The sequence below is a fragment of the Pseudomonas orientalis genome (assembly GCF_022807995.1).
GTDB lineage: Bacteria > Pseudomonadota > Gammaproteobacteria > Pseudomonadales > Pseudomonadaceae > Aquipseudomonas > Aquipseudomonas orientalis_B.
Window position 1 is genome coordinate 834917 of record NZ_CP094351.1, and the last position, 19431, is coordinate 854347.

18 protein-coding genes are annotated in these 19431 nt (G+C 62.3%); 5 read left to right on the forward strand and 13 right to left on the reverse strand.

The features are described 5' to 3' along the window. Window positions 1-5: 5 nt before the first annotated feature. The 11 genes from MRY17_RS03535 to MRY17_RS03585 form a co-directional block, all read right to left on the reverse strand. The gene (locus MRY17_RS03535; RefSeq protein ID WP_181282221.1) at window positions 6-485 is read right to left on the reverse strand and encodes a DUF2878 domain-containing protein; all 480 of its coding nucleotides are present in this window, start codon (window positions 483-485) and stop codon (window positions 6-8) included. Further along, window positions 478-1749 (reverse strand): SAM-dependent methyltransferase, encoded by a 1272-nt coding sequence (locus tag MRY17_RS03540; RefSeq protein ID WP_181282222.1) that lies wholly within the window; start codon window positions 1747-1749, stop codon window positions 478-480. The genes MRY17_RS03535 and MRY17_RS03540 overlap by 8 nt, the downstream gene beginning before the upstream one ends. Beyond that, window positions 1736-2545: a DUF1365 domain-containing protein gene (locus MRY17_RS03545; RefSeq protein WP_181282223.1), complete on the reverse strand. Its 810-nt coding sequence runs from the start codon at window positions 2543-2545 to the stop codon at window positions 1736-1738. The genes MRY17_RS03540 and MRY17_RS03545 overlap by 14 nt, the downstream gene beginning before the upstream one ends. Continuing rightward, window positions 2542-3789: an NAD(P)/FAD-dependent oxidoreductase gene (locus MRY17_RS03550; protein ID WP_243353304.1), complete on the reverse strand. Its 1248-nt coding sequence runs from the start codon at window positions 3787-3789 to the stop codon at window positions 2542-2544. The genes MRY17_RS03545 and MRY17_RS03550 overlap by 4 nt, the downstream gene beginning before the upstream one ends. After that, window positions 3786-4568, reverse strand: coding sequence for an SDR family NAD(P)-dependent oxidoreductase (locus MRY17_RS03555; RefSeq protein WP_065888026.1), 783 nt, complete (start codon window positions 4566-4568; stop codon window positions 3786-3788). Before MRY17_RS03555 ends, MRY17_RS03550 begins: the two co-directional genes overlap by 4 nt. Continuing rightward, entirely contained in the window at window positions 4565-4987 is a 423-nt protein-coding gene (locus MRY17_RS03560) for a nuclear transport factor 2 family protein (protein WP_191956594.1), read from the reverse strand. The genes MRY17_RS03555 and MRY17_RS03560 overlap by 4 nt, the downstream gene beginning before the upstream one ends. Then, entirely contained in the window at window positions 4980-6422 is a 1443-nt protein-coding gene (gene phrB / locus MRY17_RS03565) for a deoxyribodipyrimidine photo-lyase (RefSeq protein ID WP_243353305.1), read from the reverse strand. The genes MRY17_RS03560 and phrB overlap by 8 nt, the downstream gene beginning before the upstream one ends. Next, window positions 6422-7351, reverse strand: a complete 930-nt coding sequence (locus tag MRY17_RS03570) for a MerR family transcriptional regulator (protein WP_181282226.1) — start codon at window positions 7349-7351, stop codon at window positions 6422-6424. The genes phrB and MRY17_RS03570 overlap by 1 nt, the downstream gene beginning before the upstream one ends. A gap of 3 nt (window positions 7352-7354) precedes the next feature. Next, window positions 7355-8314: a YbgA family protein gene (locus tag MRY17_RS03575; RefSeq protein ID WP_181282227.1), complete on the reverse strand. Its 960-nt coding sequence runs from the start codon at window positions 8312-8314 to the stop codon at window positions 7355-7357. Window positions 8315-8427: 113 nt separating this feature from the next. After that, entirely contained in the window at window positions 8428-8643 is a 216-nt protein-coding gene (locus tag MRY17_RS03580) for a TIGR02450 family Trp-rich protein (protein WP_124431431.1), read from the reverse strand. Next, window positions 8640-9626 (reverse strand): NAD(P)/FAD-dependent oxidoreductase, encoded by a 987-nt coding sequence (locus MRY17_RS03585; RefSeq protein WP_243353306.1) that lies wholly within the window; start codon window positions 9624-9626, stop codon window positions 8640-8642. The genes MRY17_RS03580 and MRY17_RS03585 overlap by 4 nt, the downstream gene beginning before the upstream one ends. Window positions 9627-9838: 212 nt before the next feature. Here MRY17_RS03585 and MRY17_RS03590 point away from each other — a divergent pair, with 212 nt between their 5' ends. Then, on the forward strand, window positions 9839-10738 hold the full coding sequence (locus MRY17_RS03590) for a TIGR01777 family oxidoreductase (protein ID WP_181282229.1): 900 nt from the start codon (window positions 9839-9841) through the stop codon (window positions 10736-10738). 14 nt (window positions 10739-10752) lie between these two features. Then, the gene (hemH, locus tag MRY17_RS03595) at window positions 10753-11778 is read left to right on the forward strand and encodes a ferrochelatase (RefSeq protein ID WP_191951693.1); all 1026 of its coding nucleotides are present in this window, start codon (window positions 10753-10755) and stop codon (window positions 11776-11778) included. 298 nt (window positions 11779-12076) lie between these two features. Here the strand turns inward: hemH and MRY17_RS03600 are convergent, their stop codons facing one another. Both MRY17_RS03600 and algW read right to left on the reverse strand, forming a co-directional pair. Further along, complete coding sequence (locus MRY17_RS03600) at window positions 12077-14173, reverse strand: TonB-dependent siderophore receptor (RefSeq protein ID WP_243353307.1); 2097 nt, start codon at window positions 14171-14173, stop codon at window positions 12077-12079. 111 nt (window positions 14174-14284) lie between these two features. Next, window positions 14285-15445, reverse strand: coding sequence for a Do family serine endopeptidase AlgW (gene algW, locus MRY17_RS03605; RefSeq protein WP_181282232.1), 1161 nt, complete (start codon window positions 15443-15445; stop codon window positions 14285-14287). A 101-nt stretch (window positions 15446-15546) separates the two neighbouring features. Between algW and MRY17_RS03610 the strand changes: the two genes are divergently transcribed. The 3 genes from MRY17_RS03610 to cysN all read left to right on the forward strand — a co-directional run bounded on the left by MRY17_RS03610 (window position 15547) and on the right by cysN (window position 19389). Then, window positions 15547-16305, forward strand: a complete 759-nt coding sequence (locus MRY17_RS03610) for a Nif3-like dinuclear metal center hexameric protein (protein WP_243353308.1) — start codon at window positions 15547-15549, stop codon at window positions 16303-16305. A 258-nt stretch (window positions 16306-16563) separates the two neighbouring features. Continuing rightward, window positions 16564-17481, forward strand: a complete 918-nt coding sequence (gene cysD / locus MRY17_RS03615) for a sulfate adenylyltransferase subunit CysD (protein ID WP_181282233.1) — start codon at window positions 16564-16566, stop codon at window positions 17479-17481. 9 nt (window positions 17482-17490) lie between these two features. Further along, a complete protein-coding gene (gene cysN / locus MRY17_RS03620; RefSeq protein ID WP_243353309.1) occupies window positions 17491-19389 on the forward strand; it encodes a sulfate adenylyltransferase subunit CysN in 1899 nt (632 codons plus the stop codon). Window positions 19390-19431: the final 42 nt, after the last annotated feature.

A 19431-nucleotide genomic window follows, 5' to 3' on the forward strand; every position in this document is an offset into this window, starting at 1 on the left:
GGGCGTCAGCGTGCCAGTCGATGCAGGCCGACGAACACCACGGCCCAGAGTAACGCCAGCCCGGCCATTGTCGGGCCCAGGCCATAGCCGAACTGCACGCCGGCCAGTTGGCTGCCGGCGTAATACGACAGCGGCCCGCCCACCGCGCCCAACAGCGCGGCGCGCCACCAGGGGCGGGCGCTCCAGGCCAGGCAATGGCGCAAGGTGGTGGCCAGCAAGGCCCACAGCAGCATCAACCAGAAGGGAATTAACGGCCCTGGCTCGCTGAAGTGGAACACCCCCAGGGTGCGCAATAGAGTATCGAGCAGTGTGCCGGCGAGTGTCACGCCGACGATCAGCACACCGTCATCCGCCAGCGAACTTATCCACAGCAGGTTGACCGCCAGTACCGCCAGCCCTACCAATAACCACGGGCTGTCGCCGCCGAGCACACAGGCAAACCAGCCGCATTGAAACAGCGCGGCATTGGCCAGGGATTTAAGCACTGAAGCGCCCGAGCAATGGCGGGTTAATCGCCGCCGGCTTGGCCAGCAGCAACTGCGCGGTGCCGATGGTGCGCTCCATGAAGCCGCCTTCGCAGTAGCACAGGTAGAACTCCCACAAGCGCAAAAAGTACTCGTCGTAACCCAGCTCCGCGAGGCGGCCGTGGGCGCGGCGAAAGTTCTCATGCCACAGGCGCAGGGTGCGCGCGTAGTGCAGCCCGAAATCCTCCATGTGCACCAGGTTCATGTCGGTGTCGCGGCAGACGATCTGCAGCATGTTCTGCACGCTGGGCAGGGCGCCCCCGGGAAAGATGTAGCGCTGGATAAAGTCGACGCTGTTCCTGGCCTGCTCATAACGTTGTTCGCGGATGGTGATGGCTTGCAGCAGCATCAAGCCGTCGGGTTTGAGCAAGTGGGCGCACTGTTTGAAATACGTGGGCAGGAAACGATGGCCCACCGCTTCGATCATTTCGATGGACACCAGCTTGTCGTATTCACCGGTCAGGTCGCGGTAGTCCTGCAGCAACAGTGTCACCCGGTCTTGCAGGCCCGCCGCTTCGATGCGCCTGGCGGTGTAGGCAAACTGTTCCCTGGACAGGGTCGTGGTGGTGACCTTGCAACCATAGTGCTGCGCCGCGTACAGCGCCATGCTGCCCCAGCCGGTGCCGATTTCCAGCAGGTGATCGGTAGGCTTGAGCGACAGTTTCTGGCAGATGCGTTCCAGTTTGTTCAGTTGTGCCTGTTCCAGGGTGTCGTCGGCGCTGAGAAATTGCGCCGCCGAATACATCATGGTCGGGTCGAGAAACTCCTGAAACAGGTCGTTGCCCAGGTCGTAATGGGCTTCGATGTTTTTCCGCGAGCCCTTGCGTGTGTTGCGGTTGAGCCAATGCAGGCCCTGGGTGAACGGCCGCGCCAGGCGGGCCAGGCCGCCCTCCATGGCATCGAGCACGTCCAGGTTGCTGACCATCACACGCACCACGGCGGTCAGGTCCGGGCTGCTCCAGTAGCCATGGATAAACGCTTCGCCGGCACCGATCGAACCGTTGGCGGCCACCAGGCCCCACACCGCCGAGTCCAGGATCTGGATTTCTCCCAGCAGGTGCGCTTCCCGTGCACCGAATACGTGTCGCTCGCCGTCCTCAACGATCACCAATTGGCCGTGGCGCAATTGGCCGAGTTGGCGCAACACGCCCTTGCGCAAAAGCGCAGCGGTCATGCCATTGACGTTCAGGCGGTTAGCCTTGACCGATAAGCTAGGGGACTTCATGGCGGCGATCCTTGGTATACCCGACTGCGGTGCTGGAGGCGCCATCGGCGGCCCGGTGGGAAAAAATCGGTGTGCGTTTGAACAACAGGCGCAGGGCCTGCCAGTAAATCGCCAGGCAGGTCTTGGCGGTCATCCAGGGAAAGCGCCATAAATAGCGATGCAGGCTGGCGCGGTTCAGGGCTTCTTTTTGCAGGCTCAAGGTGGCATCGAAGACTTTATGCGCGCCTTGCCAATCGGCCATGTGCACGCCGAGCCTGGCGGCGGGCGGGCTGAAGCTCATGCGGTATTCCAGGTCGCGCGGCAGGAAGGGCGACACATGGAACGCCTTGGCCACGGCGAAGTGCTGGTGTTCATCGACGCCCAGTGCCTGGGCCGGCAGCACATAGTGATAGCGCTCGCGCCACGGGGTGTTGGTGACTTCGCACAGGATCGCCGCCAGTTGCCCGTCGGCCTCGAAACAATAGAAAAAACTCACCGGATTGAACGCCAGGCCCCAGCTGCGCGCCTGGGTCAGCAGGCAGATAGCGCCCTGCGGGGTGCGCCCCAAGGCGTTGCCGACGGCATGGCGCACCGCGTCGCTCAAGGACATGCCGTGGCGGGTGAATTCGCGCAGGTAGTCCTGCTGACGAAAGCCGAACGGTGCCAGGCGGCTAGAACCGGCAAGCGGCGAGAGCCCGAGCACGGCGTCCTGTTCGCTGAGGTCCAGGTACAGCAGGCCGATACGGTAGCGAAAGGCATGGGCCTTGGGCGCAAACCGGCGATGGGCGATCCAGCCGCTGTACAGGGCGCTGTTCACAGGGTTTCCCCAAACGCCTGGGCCACGCGCAGGGCGCTGACCACGCCGTCCTCATGGAAACCATTGGCCCAATAGGCGCCGCAGTAGAAGGTGTTGCGCGCGCCGTGCAATTCTTCCCAGCGCGCCTGTGCGGCCACCGCCGCCAGGCTGTATTGCGGATGAGCGTAGGTGTAGCGCGCCAGGATCTTCAGCGGGTTGATCATCGGCGTCTGGTTGAGACTGACGCAGAAGGTGGTGGCGCCGTCGATGCCTTGCAGGATGTTCATGTCGTAGGTGACGGCAGCCTGCTGCTTTTGGTTGCTGCCCAGCCGGTAGTTCCAACTGGCCCAGGCCAGCTTGCGGTCGGGCAACAGGCGCGTGTCGGTATGCAGCACCACATCGTTGTCGGCATAAGGCAGGGCACCGAGGATCTGCTGTTCGGCCTTGCTCGGGTCGGCGAGTAGCCCCAGGGCCTGGTCGCTGTGGCAGGCGAACACCACGCGGTCGAACGTCTCGCTGCCGGCCGGGCTGTGGATAACCACGCCGTCGTCGGTGCGTTGCACCTTATGCACAGGGCAGTTCAGGCGTACCTGTTCGCGAAAGCTGCGGGTCAAGGGCTCGATATAACTGCTGGAGCCCCCGTCGATCACGCACCATTGCGGACGGTTGCTCACGGAAAGCAGGCCGTGGTTCTTGAAGAAGCGCACGAAGAACTGCAACGGAAACTTGAGCATGTCGGCCAGGGACATCGACCAGATCGCCGCGCCCATCGGCACGATGTAATGCCGGATAAATCGTGGGCCGTAGCCGCCGGCGTCGAGATAGTCGCCCAGGGTCATGTCGGCACTGATGCGTTGCTCTTGCAGATCCAGCGGCGCCTGGCGGTTGAAGCGCAGGATGTCGCGCAGCATGCCCCAGAATCCCGGCGACAGAATATTGCGACGCTGGGCAAACAGGCTGTTGAGGTTATTGCCGTTGTATTCGAACCCCGTACTTTCGTCGCACACCGAAAAACTCATTTCGGTGGGTTTGAACCTGACCCCGATCTGCCCCAGCAGGCGGATGAAATTGGGGTAGGTCCAGTCGTTGAACACGATGAAGCCGGTGTCCACCGCATAGCTTTTGCCTTCGACGGTCACGTTGGCGGTATGGGTATGCCCGCCGAGGCAGTCACCCGCTTCGAACAGTGTGATGTCGTGGCGACGGCTGAGCAGGTAGGCGCTGGTCAGCCCGGCGATGCCGCTGCCGATAATGGCGATCTTCACAGGTCGTCCTTTTGCGGCGGCGGGCTGCGCAACATGCGTTTGCCGATGATCAGTTGCGCGCGGTTGGGCAGCTTGGACAGCGGCCACAAGGTGGCGATGAACAGGGCCGGAAAGGCGATTTCGAGCGGACGCTTTTCCAGCTTGGCGAAGATATGCCTGGCGGCCTTGTCGGCCGGCCAACTCAACGGCATGGGGAAATCATTGCGTTCGGTCAGCGGCGTGTCGACAAACCCCGGGCTGATCACGGTAACGTCGATGTTTTCCGGCGACAGGCCGATGCGCAGGGACTCGAACAAATAGCGCAGCCCTGCCTTCGAGGCCCCGTAGGCTTCAGCGCGCGGCATGGGCAGGTAGGTCACGGCGCTGGCCACGCCCACCAGGTGCGGCGTTCGCCCTGCGCGCAACAACGGCAGCGCCGCTTCGATGCAGTAACTGCTGGCCAGCAGGTTGGTACGCACCACGTGTTCGATGATCGACGCATCGAATTGCCTGGCGTCGACATATTCACAGGTGCCGGCGTTGAGAATCACCGTATCCAGCGAGCCCCAGGCCTCGCTGATCCGTTCACCGATTTCGCGCACGGTCTGGCTGTTGGTCAAGTCGCCGGCTACTACCAGCACTTGCCCCGGATAACGCTGGGCGAGCGCTTCCAGCGGGCCTTTGGTGCGCGAGCTGAGGGCCACATGGGCGCCGCTGTTGAGCAACTCCACGGCGAGCGCGGCACCGATGCCACTGCTGGCGCCGGTCAACCAGTAACGACGGGGCGGTGTCAGGCTCATCCCATTCTCCTTTTCAGCCAACTGATGACGCCGCCGAGGACCGGCAGGTGCTCATAAAGCAAAGCGCCGGCATCGAAATAATCGCGATGTCGGTAAACCTTGTCGTGCCACATCAAGTGCGAACAGCCTGGCACCCGGATCAGCTCGCCGCCGGCCAGGCGCGGGTGACGAAAACTCATGGTCCAGCGCAGGTAGCCTTCGCCTTCGGCCGTCTGGTCGAAGCCGTGGAAATCAAAGTCCAACTGGTTGACATTGCTGTACAGCTGCGCGAAGTAGCGATGCAGTTCGGGCAAGCCGTGGACTTCATGCAGCGGGTCGGCAAACACGATGTCGTCGCTGTACAGGCCGTCGAGCAGAGACAGGTTGTGCTTGTCCAGCGTGGCAAAGGTGTGGCCGAAATGGCGCAGGAAGTCACTCATGTTCGGCCATCTCCTGACGCGAGGGCAGGCTGCGAAAGGCGGCCAGGGCGCGCTCGCGGGATTTCTTCAGGTCGACAATGGCGCGCGGGTAGTCGGCCACGCCGAACAGACCGCCGGCCGCTTCGGGGTTGTGCACCTCTTTTTTGTTCAGCGCGGCCAGTTCCGGCAGCCAATGCTTGATGAACAGGCCTTCGCTGTCGAATTTTTCCGACTGGCTCAACGGGCTGAAAATCCTGAAATACGGCGCCGAGTCGGTACCCGTCGAGGAGCTCCACTGCCAGCCGCCGTTGTTGGCCGCCAGGTCGCCATCGATCAGGTGCCGCATGAAGAAGCGCTCGCCTTCGCGCCAGTCGATCAGCAGGTTCTTGGTCAGGAACATCGCCACCACCATGCGCAGGCGGTTGTGCATCCAGCCGGTTTCCAGCAGTTGACGCATGGCCGCATCGATGATCGGCAAACCGGTGCGCGCCTGTTGCCAGGCGGCCAGGTCCTTGGGGGCGTCGCGCCAGGCCACCGCTTCGGTTTCGGGGCGGAACGCACGGTGGCGCGATACCCGCGGGTAGCCCACCAGGATGTGTTTGTAGAATTCGCGCCACAGCAGTTCATTGATCCAGGTGATCGTGCCGACGTCGCCGCTTTCGAACTCGCCCTGGTTGGACTGCAACGCAGCGTGCAGGCACTGGCGTGGCGACACGACCCCGGCGGCAAGGTAGGCGGACAACTGGCTGGTGCCGGGCTTGGCGGGAAAGTCGCGCTCGTCCTTGTAGTAACTGATCTGCTCATCGGCGAAGGCGTCGAGGCGCCGACGTGCTTCGTCTTCACCGGCGGGCCAGAGGGCGCGCAAGGTTTCCCTGGGAGGCTCGAACCCTTCAACGCGGGTGGGGATGGCATCGCTTTGCAGGTCGAGCCCGGCCTGGGCCTTGGGGCTTGTCACCAAGGGCGGCAAAGCGCTGTGCAGACGGGTGTAACAGACCTTGCGGAACTGGCTGAACACTTGAAAGTAGGTGCCGGACTTGGTCAACACACTGCCCGGCTGGAAGAACAACTGGTCGAGGTAACTGTGGAAGGTCACACCGTCGGCTTCCAGGGCCTGGGCCACGGCGCTGTCGCGGCGGCTCTCGTGGATACCGTATTCCTCGTTGACGTGCACCGACTCTGCCTTGAGCTCCCGGCATAGCTGGCTCAATACGCTCGGCGCCTGGTCCCAGGTGTCTGCGTGGCGGATCAGCAGCGGGATGTTCAGCTTTCCGAGCGTCTGGCTAAGGGCGTGCAGGTTGCGCAGCCAGAAGTCGACCTTGCACGGCGCGTCATCGTGGGCCATCCATTGTTGCGGGGTGATCAAGTAAATGGCCGCGACCGGGCCTCGCTGGCTGGCGGCAGTCAGGGCGGTGTTGTCGTGAAGGCGCAAGTCGGTGCGCAGCCAGATCAGGTGCATTAGACGATTCCACGCTGGATCAATATCTGGTGGGCCGCCAACGGGTCTTCGGCGACGAACAACTCGGGGATGTCACGGGTTAATACGGCCAACTCGGCGTGGTGGATGCAGACCGCCGGTCCGGCAATCAATATCGGGCAACCAATGCCCGCCAGCAGTTTTGTGAGTGCCGCGACCTGCAGCGCCTTGCTGGAATACAGCAGTACTGCGCGCGGTTGCAGATGTTCCACCGCCAGGGCCAATTCGCCGGCGGGCAGCGGCCAGTCGAACACCTCCACCGGGCAGTCGGCGCTGCTGGCCATCCAGGCGCTGAGCCACAGGTGCGGCTCCAGGGGTAAGTCGGACTGGTTGACCAGCAGCAGCGGGGCGCCGTGGAGCTGGCGGTTGTTGTGATAAATCCGCGCGCCGAACTTGCTGCGCAACCAGGACAGGAAAAATACCCGCTCCATCTGCGCGCCGAATTGGCCCTGCCACTTCTGTTCCAGCTCGCTGAGCAACGGCAGCATCAGTTGCTCGCACAAGGTGCGTGGTGGGTAGAGTGCCATGGCCTGGTTGAAGGCATCGTCGACCCGGCGTTCAGCCAGTTCCCCGATGGCCGTCACCAGGGTTTGGCGCAAGGCGTGCCATTCGTTTTCCATCGGCTCCGGCTCGACCTGGGCCGAGTCGATCAAGCCTTTTACCTGGCTGACCGGCACGCCGCGATTGAGCCAGGTGAGGATGGCATGGATGCGTTGCACGTGTTCGGCGCTGAACAACCGATGCCCTTTGGGTGTGCGCTGGGGCACGATCAGGCCATAACGGCGCTCCCACGCGCGCAAGGTCACGGCATTGACGCCGGTCTGGCGCGCCACCTCGCGGATTGGCAGCCAGCCGTTTTGCAGGGCTTGGGCGATGTCTTCGCCGGGTTCATCTTGCAGGGCAGCTTTCATGGTTTAGATCGCATTGCGCAGGCTGAGGTTTTCCGGGTGCGGTTGCAGGTAGGCCTGCTGCGCAATGTAGCGGTCCGGGTGTTGGCGAAAGTGATGCTTGAGCAGCGTGAGCGGCACCACCAGCGGCACGATGCCTTGGCGATATTGGCTGATGACGGTTTGCATTTCCTGCTTGTCGTCGGCGCTGATCGCTTGCTTGAGGTAGCCGCTGATGTGTTGCAGCACATTGGTGTGGGTGCCGCGCGTGGCGCACTTTTTCAGACCCGTCATCAGTTCGTTGAAATAGCCCGTGGCCAGTTCGTCGAGGTCGTCATCCTTGCCCATGGTGCCGAGCAACTGGCCCAGGCTTTTGTAGTGCGCCGGGCTGTGGGCCATCAGCAGGTATTTGTAACGCGAGTGAAACGCCAGCAGGCGATGACGCGTCAGGCCTTCGGCGAGCAATTGTTGCCAGGTGGCGTAGACGAATACGCGAGTGAGGAAGTTTTCGCGCAACACTGGATCGTTCAGACGACCGTCCTCTTCCACCGGCAGGTTGGGGTGGCGCGCGCAGAACGCCTGGGCGTAGATACCGCGCCCGCCGCCATCCACCGGGGCGCCGTTTTCGCGGTACACCTTGACCCGCTCCAGGCCGCAGGACGGTGATTTCTGCATAAAAATGTAGCCGCACAGGTCGGTGTGTTCGGCCGCCATCTGCTGGCCGTATTCATCCAGCGGCTGGGTCACATTGAGTTCGCGGTGCACGCTGCCCACGGCCTGCGGGTTGGCGGCGTCGCCGACCAGGCGAATGGTTTCACGGGGGATGCCCAGGCCGATGGCGACTTCGGGGCACAGTGGCACGTAGTCGAAGTAATCGGCCAGGGTCTGGCTGCACAGGAGGGATTGTTTATGCCCGCCGTTGAAACGCACGTTCTCGCCCAGCAGGCAGGCGCTGATGCCAATCTTGGGTTTCACGGAATGGGGCATGGGTAAACCTCTGCGAAATTCCTATACAGATTTCTATTCCTGTACAACTAATCTCATCATAGATTTGATCTTGTACAAGTCAATTATTTTGTACAGGTATTTTTTGCCCGGGTTTACTTCCAGCCCATTTTCCAGCTTTCAGGATTCTGCAGGGTCTGCCATGGGAGGCGTTCGCTGCGCCGTGTCATCACTGCTTGCAGCTCGATGTCCAGCACGGTGCCTTCCTCGTCACGGAACAGCTCGGTGACGAGGAAGTGTTTTTCCTTGTTTTTCGGGGCTGTTGCGGTCCATTTCGACAGCAACAATTTGGCCGGATTCAAGCGATTCATTGCAGATGCTCGATCAACCGACGCGCGGCCTCCTGGCCGCTGAGCCAGGCGCCTTCGACGCGCCCGGACAAACACCAGTCGCCGCAGACGAACAGGCCCAGGTCGGCATCGGCCAGCACGCCGAATTCATGGCTGCTTGACGGCCTGGCATAGAGCCAGCGATGTGCCAGGCTGAATGATGGCGCCGGCATGGCGCAGTGCAGCAATTCAGCGAAAGCGCCGTGCAGGTGTTCGATCACGGCTTCCCTGGGCAGGTCCAGGTGCGCCTTGCTCCAGGAGCTGGTGGCATGCAGCACCCAGGTGTCGAGGGTCACGTCACGCCCGGGTTTGCTGCGGTTGCGCGCCAGCCAGTCAAGGGCGCTGTCTTGCACGAAGCAGCCTTCCATGGGCGTGTCCATGGGCGTGTCGAAGGCCAGGGCGATGGCCCAGGTCGGATCCATTTTCACCCCGGCCACGGCGCTCGCCAGCTTCGGTGCGGCGGCCAGCAGGGTGGTGGCTTGGGGCGCCGGCGTGGCGATGATCACATGGCTGAACGGGCCGTGACTGCCGCCATCGGCATCGAGCAGGTTCCAGTGCCGGGTGCCCTGGAACACTTCGGTAATGCGGCAACCGAATTCCACCGGCAGGTCATCGAGCAGGGCACGGGTAATGGCGCTCATGCGCGGCGTACCGACCCAGCGGATCTGTTCATCGGGGGAGGGCGTCAGTTGGCCGGCCTTGAAGTTGTACAGCAGGGGTTTCCACTGCTCGGCCCAGCCATGGCGTTGCCAGCGCTGCACTTCGTTGACGAAGCGCCGGTCGCGGGCGGTGAAATACTGTGCGCCCATGTCCAGCGCGCCGGCGTCGCTGCGCTTGCTGGACATACGGCCGCCGCTGCCGCGGCTTTTATCGAACAGTTGTACCGCGTGCCCCGCGTCTCGTAACGCTCGGGCGGCGGAGAGACCGGCTATACCGGTACCTATGATCGCAATGGGAACAGTCATGGGAGGCCTCGTTTACCGTTGGGTACAGACTACGCCGACACCAATAGCTGTACAATATTGTTTTTTGGTATAAGTTTTGGCGTGCCTGATTGTGTGGCGTGACCTATGGTTTACCCAACAGGCTAAACGATCGTCACGCTCGAATATCAAATCGATCCCTGCTTATAAAATAGACCAGTGAGCGGCGGCGAACGTTACATGAGGAGAGTCCCATGCATATTTTGCTGACCGGCGGTACCGGCCTGATCGGCCGTCAACTGTGCCGGCACTGGCTTGCCCAGGGCCATCGCTTGACCGTGTTGAGCCGTACCCCCGAATCCGTGGCGCCTATTTGCGGTGCGCAGGTCCTGGGCGTTGGGCGCCTGCAGGACGTGATCGGCGCGGTGGATGCGGTGGTCAACCTGGCCGGTGCGCCGATTGCCGACCGCCCCTGGACCCACAAGCGCAAGGCATTGCTGTGGAACAGTCGCATCAGCCTGACCGAAAGTCTGCTGGCATGGCTGGAAGGCCTGGAGCAGAAACCGGCGGTGCTGATCTCGGGTTCCGCCGTGGGCTGGTATGGCGACGGCGGCGAGCGCGAACTGACTGAAGACAGCGGCCCGGTGCAGGATGATTTTCCCAGCCAGTTGTGTATCGCCTGGGAAGAGACCGCCGTGCGGGCCGAGGCCCTGGGCATTCGTGTGGTACTGGTGCGCACCGGTCTGGTGCTGGCGGCCGAGGGCGGCTTTTTGTCGCGCCTGTTGCTGCCGTTCAAACTGGCGCTGGGCGGGCCGATCGGCAATGGCCGGCAGTGGATGCCGTGGGTTCACATTCAGGATCAAATCGCCCTGATTGATTTTCTTCTGCACAAGGCTGACGCCAGTGGTCCTTATAATGCCTGCGCGCCACACCCGGTGCGTAACCGCGAATTTGCCAGGACGTTGGGCCAGGTGCTGCACCGCCCGGCGTTCATGCCGATGCCGGCCTTTGCGTTGAAGGTCGGCCTGGGCGAGTTGTCGGGTTTGTTGCTCGGCGGGCAAAAGGCAGTGCCCGAGCGGCTGTTGGCCGCAGGTTTCACTTTCCAGTTCACTGAATTGCGTGCGGCCCTGGACGACTTGTCCGGCCGCCTCTAGAGATAGGATGTTGCATGACGGATCACGCGTTGTTACTGGTCAACCTGGGCTCGCCAAAGTCCACTTCGGTGGCCGATGTGCGCAGCTACCTCAATCAGTTCCTGATGGACCCTTATGTGATCGACCTGCCGTGGCCGGTAAGGCGCTTGCTGGTATCGCTGATCCTGATCAAGCGCCCGGAGCAGTCGGCCCATGCCTATGCGTCGATCTGGTGGGACGAAGGCTCGCCGCTGGTGGTCCTCAGCCGTCGCCTGCAGCAGCAGATGACCGCGCAGTGGACCCAGGGCCCCGTCGAACTGGCGATGCGTTATGGCGAGCCTTCGCTTGAGACGGTGCTGACGCGCCTGGCCGCCCAGGGCATTCGGAACGTGACCCTGGCGCCGCTGTACCCGCAGTTTGCCGACAGCACCGTGACCACGGTGATAGAGGAAGCCAGGCGTGTGGTGCGCGACAAGAAACTGAAGGTGCAATTCTCGATCCTGCAGCCGTTCTACGACCAGCCTGAGTACCTCGATGCCCTGGCCGCGAGTGTGCGGCCGCATGTAGAACAGGAATACGATCACCTGCTGTTGAGTTTCCACGGCTTGCCCGAGCGTCACCTGACCAAGCTCGACCCGACCGGCCAGCATTGTTTCAAGGATGCCGATTGCTGCAAAAATGCCTCGCCTGAGGTGCTTGCCACCTGTTATCGCGCGCAGTGTTTCAGCGTTGCCCGGGATGTGGCCGAGCGGTTGGGGCTGCCGGATGGCAAGTGGTCGGTGGCGTTCCAATCGCGCCTGGGCCGCGCCAAATGGATCGAGCCCTATACCGAGGCGCGTCTTGAGGCCCTGGCGCAGCAAGGGGTGAAAAAATTGCTGGTGATGTGCCCGGCGTTCGTCGCCGATTGCATTGAGACGCTGGAGGAAATCGGTGATCGCGGGCGCGAGCAGTTCCGTGAGGCAGGGGGCGAGGAACTGGTGTTGGTACCGTGCTTGAATGATGACCCGCAGTGGGCGGCGGCGCTCAATACTCTCTGCGAAAGAGCGCCGGTTACGCTGTAATCACGCCTTGCGGTGATCCAATCGTGGGAGGGGGCTTGCTCCCGATTGCAGGGTGTCAGTCTCAGCCTATTTGACTGATACACCGCTATCGGGGGCAAGCCCCCCTCCCACATTTAGTCCCATGTCTGTCAGAGGTTGAGGCTCAGGCTGGCGCTGACGTTGCGCGGCTCAATCACGCCTTGCGGTGATCCAATGTGGGAGGGGGCTTGCCCCCGATAGCAGGGTGTCAGTCTCAGCCTATTTGACTGATACACCGCCATCGGGGGCAAGCCCCCTCCCACATTTAGTCCCATGTCTGTCAGAGGTTGAGGCTCAGGCTGACTGTGAAGTTGCGCGGCTCGCCCGGGTTGACCCAATAGCTGCTGTAGGAGCGCTCGTAGTACTTCTCGTTGAACAGGTTGTTGAGGTTCAGCCCCACGGTGACATTCTCCGTCGCCTTGTAATGCGCCAGCAGATCGACGGTGTGGTAAGCGGGCAGTTCAAAGCCTGTTCCCGCTTCACCGGAGCGATCCCCCACATAGGTAAACGCCGCCCCCAGGTCCGAACCGCGCAACGCGCCGTCCTGGAATTCATACACCCCCAACAGACTGCCGCTGCGTTTGGCGACGCCGAGGATGCGGCTTCCCGTGGGGATGTCTTTGTCGCCCTTGGTCACTTCGGCGTCGATATAAGCGAAGGCGCCGATCACGCGGATGGCGTCGGTGACCTGCCCGGTCAGTTGCAGATCCAGGCCCTGACTGCGCGCCTTGCCCATGGCGCGGTTGGTGTTGGTCGCCGGGTCCAGGGTCAGCACGTTTTCCTTTTCGATATGGAAGGCGGCGAGGGTGGCGCTGAGGCGGTCGTCAAACAACTCGCTCTTGACCCCGACTTCATACCCCACACCTTCTTCGGGCTTGAAGGTCTTGCCACCGGCATCCAGGCCGCTGTTGGGTTTGAACGAGGTGGAGGCGTTGGCGAATACCCCGAGCTGGGGTGTGAGTTGATAGAGCAGGCCGGCGCGTTGGGTGAAGGCGTCGTGGGTTTGCCGGCTTTTGGCGTGGTTGCGGGTGAAATCGTCGGTGCTCTGTTCGAAATGCTCGAAGCGCGCGCCCACCATGCCGCGCAGGCGGTCGGTGAAGACGATCTGGTCCTGCAGGTTCAGCGCATGGCTTTGGGTCTGCTCGAAGAAATCGGTACCGGTGCGCGTGCCATTGGGTTTTGGCTGGCCGTAGACCGGGTTGTAGAGATCAATGGGGTAGTTGCTGCCGCCAATGGCGGTCACTCGTTCCTTCTTGCGGTAGTCCTCGTACTCGGTGCCGACCAGCAGTTCATGCTGCCAGCTGCCGATATCGAACAGCCCGCGCAGTTCCAGTTGGGTGATGCTGTCGTGCCAGCCGGTTGAGCGCTCGCGGTAGCGGCGGTTGACGGTGTGTCCATCGGCGTTCAGCGCGCGGCTTTCCGAAGCGTCGCCCCACAGGCTGCCTTGTTTGTAGTGACTGGCCAGGCGCAGCTTCCAGGCATCGTTGAGATGATGTTCCAACGCGGCCTGGATGCGGTTGTTGTGGTTGCGGATAGTGCCGTCGTCCGGCTCGCCAAGGAACGTGGAGTGGGACATGCCGGTGTTGGCGACAATGCCGCGGTCGAAGGTGGAGGCATGGCGCACGAATTCGCTTTCCACCAGCAGAGTGGTATCCGGGTCCAGTTCCCAACTGAAGGACGGCGCGACGAACACTCGCTTGGCGTCCACGTGATCGCGGAAACTGTGGTTGTCTTCAACCGCCAGGTTCACACGCGACAGCACGCGACCCTCACTGTCGAGCGGCGTATTCACGTCCAGCGCGGTGCGGTAGCGATCCCAGCTGCCGGCGCTGGTTTGCAGCGTGGTGAAGGCCTCGGGCTGGGGTTTCTTGCTGACGATATTCACCGTACCGCCTGGATCGCCACGCCCGTACAGGCTGGCGGCCGGCCCCTTGAGCACTTCGATGCGTTCGATGTTCGCCGCGTCCGGCGTGCTCGGGTAGCCGCGATTGGCGCTGAAGCCGTCCTGGTAGAACTCGGAGGTGGTGAAGCCGCGCACGCTGTATTCGTAAAGGGTCAGGCCGCCGAAATTGTTTTGCTTGGAGACGCCGCCGGCAAACTCCAGGGCGCGCTCCACACTGGTGCTGCCCAGGTCCTTGAGCACCGTGGCGGGAATCACGCTGATCGATTGCGGGATATCGCGCAGGGCGGTGTCAGTCTTGGTGGCACTGGCGGAGCGGGTCGCCCGGTAGCCCTGCACCGGGCCGGTCGCCGACTCGTACGCGTCGGTGGTGACGCTGATAGTGTCCAGCTCCAGGGTGTTTTCTTCGGCGTAGGCAGGGTCGAGCAGCAAACCCAGGGCCAGGCCGGCCAGGGGCACAAACTTTCGAGACGGCATGATAGAGTGTTCCAATGTCAATATTGAAACAATATAACATGTCTAATGAGAAGAGTTGTTATGTAATATAACGTTACAAGTGCCCGCGAACGGGCACTTCGTCGATGCCGCTTATTCCTCTTCCTTCACCGGTGCCGTGGCCGGAGGCGGGCGCAGGCCGATTTCCGCCGACAGCTTGAGTTCCTTGCCGTTGCGCATCACCTGGATCGCCACCTTGTCGGTCGGCTTGATCCGCGCCACCTGGTTCATTGACTTGCGGCCATCACCGGCGGGTGCGCCGTCGATGCTGAGGATCACATCGCCCAGCTGCAGGCCGGCTTTCTGCGCCGGGCCGTCGCGGAAAATCCCCGCGACCACGATGCCCGGGCGCCCGGTCAGGCCAAAAGACTCGGCCAGCTCTTTGGTCAAAGGCTGGACTTCAATGCCCAGCCAGCCACGAATCACTTGGCCGTGTTCAATGATCGACTTCATCACCTCCATCGCCAGCTTCACCGGGATCGCAAAGCCGATGCCCTGGGAGCCGCCGGACTTGGAGAAAATCGCCGTGTTGATCCCCGTCAGGTTGCCGTTGGCATCCACCAGCGCGCCGCCGGAGTTGCCGGGGTTGATCGCCGCGTCGGTCTGGATGAAGTCTTCGTAGCTGTTAAGGCCCAACTGATTACGCCCGGTGGCGCTGATGATGCCCATGGTCACCGTCTGGCCGACGCCGAACGGGTTGCCGATGGCCAGCGCCACGTCACCCACGCGCAGGCCGTCGGAGCGGCCGAGGGTGATCGACGGTAAATCCTTCAGGTCGATCTTCAGTACCGCGAGATCGGTTTCCGGATCGCTGCCCACCACGCGGGCCAGGGTTTCGCGGCCGTCACGCAGGGCCACCACGATCTGGTCGGCGCCGGTGGTCACGTGATTATTGGTGAGGATGTAGCCTTCGGGGCTCATGATCACCCCGGAACCGAGGCTGGACTCCATGCGGCGCTGCTTGGGCCCGTTATCACCGAAATAGCGGCGGAACTGCGGGTCTTCGAACAGGGGATGCGCCGGCTTGTTGATCACCTTGGTGGTGTACAGGTTGACCACGGCGGGGGCGGCGATGACCACAGCGTCGGCATAGGTCACCGGGCCTTGCACCACGGTGCTGGTTTGCGGGGCCTGCTGCAGGTTCACATCCAGGCTGGGCAGGCCGACCCACTGGGGATAACGCTGAATAATCAGCATCGCGATCAGCACGCCAGCCAGTAATGGCCATCCAAAAAAACGCAGCGCCTTGAGCATCAAGTAAGTCCTGACAGGTTGCAGGGGGCGCGGGAGCGCCCATAATGTCGCGCATTATACGAGGCTGTGACGCCTGCGAACCGGATATTTAGGAGTCTTTTATGGCCGTCCCCCTTACCACCCTCGTCGAGGAAGCGGACCGCTACCTTGGCAGCCTGAAAATCGCCGATTATTGCCCCAACGGCCTGCAAGTCGAGGGCCGGCCCCAGGTGATGCGCATCGTCAGCGGCGTCACCGCCAGCCAGGCCCTGCTGGACGCCGCCGTCGAAGCCCAGGCCGACCTGATCCTGGTGCACCACGGGTATTTCTGGAAGGGTGAAAACCCTTGCATCACCGGCATGAAGCAGCGTCGCCTGAAAACCTTGCTCAAGCACGACATCAGCCTGCTGGCCTACCATCTGCCCCTGGATCTGCACCCCGATGTCGGCAATAACGTGCAGCTTGCCAGGCAACTGGACATTACTGTCGAAGGCCCGCTGGACCCCGGCAACCCCAAAGTCGTCGGCCTGGTCGGCTCGCTCGCCGAGCCGCTGTCACCGCGCGACTTCGCCCGTCGCGTGCAGGACGTGATGGGCCGCGAACCGCTGCTGATCGAAGGCAGCGCGATGATCCGCCGCGTCGGTTGGTGCACCGGGGGCGGCCAGGGCTATATTGACAATGCGATTGCCGCGGGCGTCGACCTGTTTATCAGCGGCGAAGCCTCCGAGCAGACCTTCCACAGTGCCCGCGAAAACGACATCAGCTTCATCGCCGCCGGCCATCACGCCACCGAACGCTATGGCGTGCAGGCACTGGGCGATTACCTGGCGCGACGCTTTGCTCTGGAACACCTGTTCATCGACTGCCCGAACCCGATCTGAGCCATACAGCGGGACTTCATGTGGGAGGGGGCTTGCCCCCGATTGCGGTGTGTCAGTCAGTATCCATTTCACTGATCCACCGCTATCGGGGGCAAGCCCCCTCCCACACTTGACCGCATTCCGGGCCAAACTCAGGGGTATATTCATATACCGTTTCGATCTAGTTGGCGCCCTGAATAGAAGCAGGTGCTGTGCTAGCATGCCCCGCTCGAACACGGCCCGCTGGCCGTCCACACGATCGTTTTTCCGTGAGTAGCCATGGTCGACAAACTGACGCATCTGAAACAGCTGGAGGCGGAAAGCATCCACATCATCCGCGAGGTCGCCGCCGAGTTCGACAACCCGGTGATGCTCTACTCGATCGGTAAAGACTCCGCCGTGATGCTGCACCTGGCGCGCAAGGCCTTCTTCCCGGGCAAATTGCCGTTTCCGGTGATGCACGTCGACACCCGCTGGAAATTCCAGGAAATGTACAGGTTCCGCGACAAAATGGTCGAGGAACTGGGTCTGGACCTGATCACCCACATCAACCCGGACGGTGTGGCGCAGAACATCAACCCGTTCACCCACGGCAGCGCCAAGCACACCGACATCATGAAGACCGAAGGCCTCAAGCAGGCCCTGGACAAGCATGGTTTCGACGCGGCGTTCGGCGGCGCACGTCGCGATGAAGAGAAATCCCGTGCCAAAGAGCGCGTGTACTCATTCCGCGACAGCAAGCACCGCTGGGACCCGAAGAACCAGCGCCCGGAGTTGTGGAACGTCTACAACGGCAACGTCAACAAGGGCGAATCCATCCGTGTGTTCCCGCTGTCCAACTGGACCGAGCTGGACATCTGGCAGTACATCTACCTCGAAGGCATCCCGATCGTGCCGCTGTACTTCGCCGCCGAACGCGACGTGATCGAGAAGAACGGCACGTTGATCATGATTGACGACGAGCGCATCCTCGAGCACCTGTCAGACGAAGACAAAGCCCGTATCGTCAAAAAGAAAGTGCGTTTCCGTACCCTTGGCTGCTACCCGTTGACGGGCGCGGTGGAGTCCGAAGCCGAGACGCTGACGGACATCATTCAGGAAATGCTCCTGACGCGAACTTCCGAGCGCCAGGGCCGTGTCATCGACCACGATGGTGCAGGCTCGATGGAAGATAAAAAACGTCAAGGTTATTTCTAAGGGGCTGTCATGTCGCATCAATCTGATTTGATCAGCGAGGACATCCTCGCCTACCTGGGCCAGCATGAGCGCAAGGAAATGTTGCGCTTCCTGACCTGCGGCAACGTCGACGACGGCAAGAGCACCCTGATCGGGCGCCTGCTGCACGACTCCAAGATGATCTACGAAGATCACCTGGAAGCCATCACCCGCGATTCGAAAAAATCCGGCACCACCGGCGATGACATCGACCTGGCGCTGCTGGTCGACGGCCTGCAGGCCGAGCGTGAACAGGGCATCACCATCGATGTGGCCTACCGCTACTTCTCCACCGCCAAACGCAAATTCATCATCGCCGACACCCCCGGCCATGAGCAGTACACCCGCAATATGGCCACCGGTGCGTCCACCTGTGACCTGGCGATCATCCTGATCGACGCCCGCTACGGCGTGCAGACCCAGACCCGTCGCCACAGCTTCATCGCCTCGCTGCTGGGCATCAAGCACATCGTGGTCGCCGTCAACAAGATGGACATCAATGGCTTTGACCAGAGCGTATTCGAGTCGATCAAGGCCGATTACCTGAAGTTCGCCGACGGCATCGCCTTCAAGCCGAGCACCCTGGCCTTTGTGCCGATGTCGGCGCTCAAGGGCGACAACGTGGTGAACAAGAGCGAACGTTCGCCCTGGTACACCGGTCAGTCGCTGATGGAGATCCTCGAAACCGTCGAGATCGCCAACGACCGCAACTACACCGACCTGCGTTTCCCGGTGCAGTACGTCAACCGGCCGAACCTGAACTTCCGTGGTTTTGCCGGCACCCTGGCCAGCGGCATCGTGCACAAGGGCGACGAAGTGGTGGTGCTACCGTCGGGCAAGAGCAGCCGCGTGAAATCCATCGTCACCTTCGAGGGCGAGCTGGAACATGCGGGGCCTGGTCAAGCGGTGACGCTGACCATGGAAGACGAGATCGATATTTCCCGTGGCGACCTGCTGGTCCACGCCGACAACGTGCCGCAAGTGACCGACGCCTTCGACGCCATGCTGGTGTGGATGGCCGAAGAGCCGATGCTGCCGGGCAAGAAGTACGACATCAAGCGCGCCACCAGCTACGTGCCGGGGTCCATCACCAGCATCGTGCACCGTGTGGACGTGAACACCCTGGCCGAAGGCCCGGCGAGCTCGCTGCAACTGAACGAGATCGGCCGGGTCAAGGTCAGCCTCGACGCCGCCATCGCCCTGGACGGTTACGACAGCAACCGCACCACCGGCGCCTTTATCGTCATCGATCGTTTGACCAACGGCACCGTTGCGGCAGGCATGATCATCGCGCCGCCGGTGACCCATGGCAGCGCAGCGCAGCACGGCAGGTTGGCCCACGTGGCCACCGAAGAGCGCGCCCTGCGCTTTGGCCAGCAGCCGGCCACTGTGCTGTTCAGCGGCCTGTCCGGCGCCGGCAAGAGCACCCTGGCTTATGCGGTTGAACGCAAGTTGTTCGACCTGGGCCGTGCGGTGTTTGTACTGGATGGCCAGAACCTGCGTCACGACCTGAACAAGGGCCTGCCCCAGGACCGCGCCGGGCGTACCGAGAACTGGCGGCGTGCCGCTCACGTGGCGCGCCAGTTCAACGAAGCCGGCCTGCTGACCCTGGCCGCGTTCGTCGCCCCGGATGCCGAAGGCCGTGAACAGGCCAAGGCGCTGATTGGCAGCGACCGCCTGCTGACGGTGTACGTGCAAGCGTCGCCATTGGTGTGCGCCGAGCGTGATCCGCAAGGGCTGTACGCTGCCGGTGGGGATAACATTCCGGGTGAGTCGTTCCCGTACGATGTGCCATTGAATGCCGACCTGGTGATCGACACCCAGGCCCTGTCGCTGGAAGACAGCGTCAAGCAGGTGCTGGAGCTGTTGCGCCAGCGCGGCGCGATCTAAGCCGGTACTTGATCAAATGTGGGAGGGGGCTTGCCCCCGATG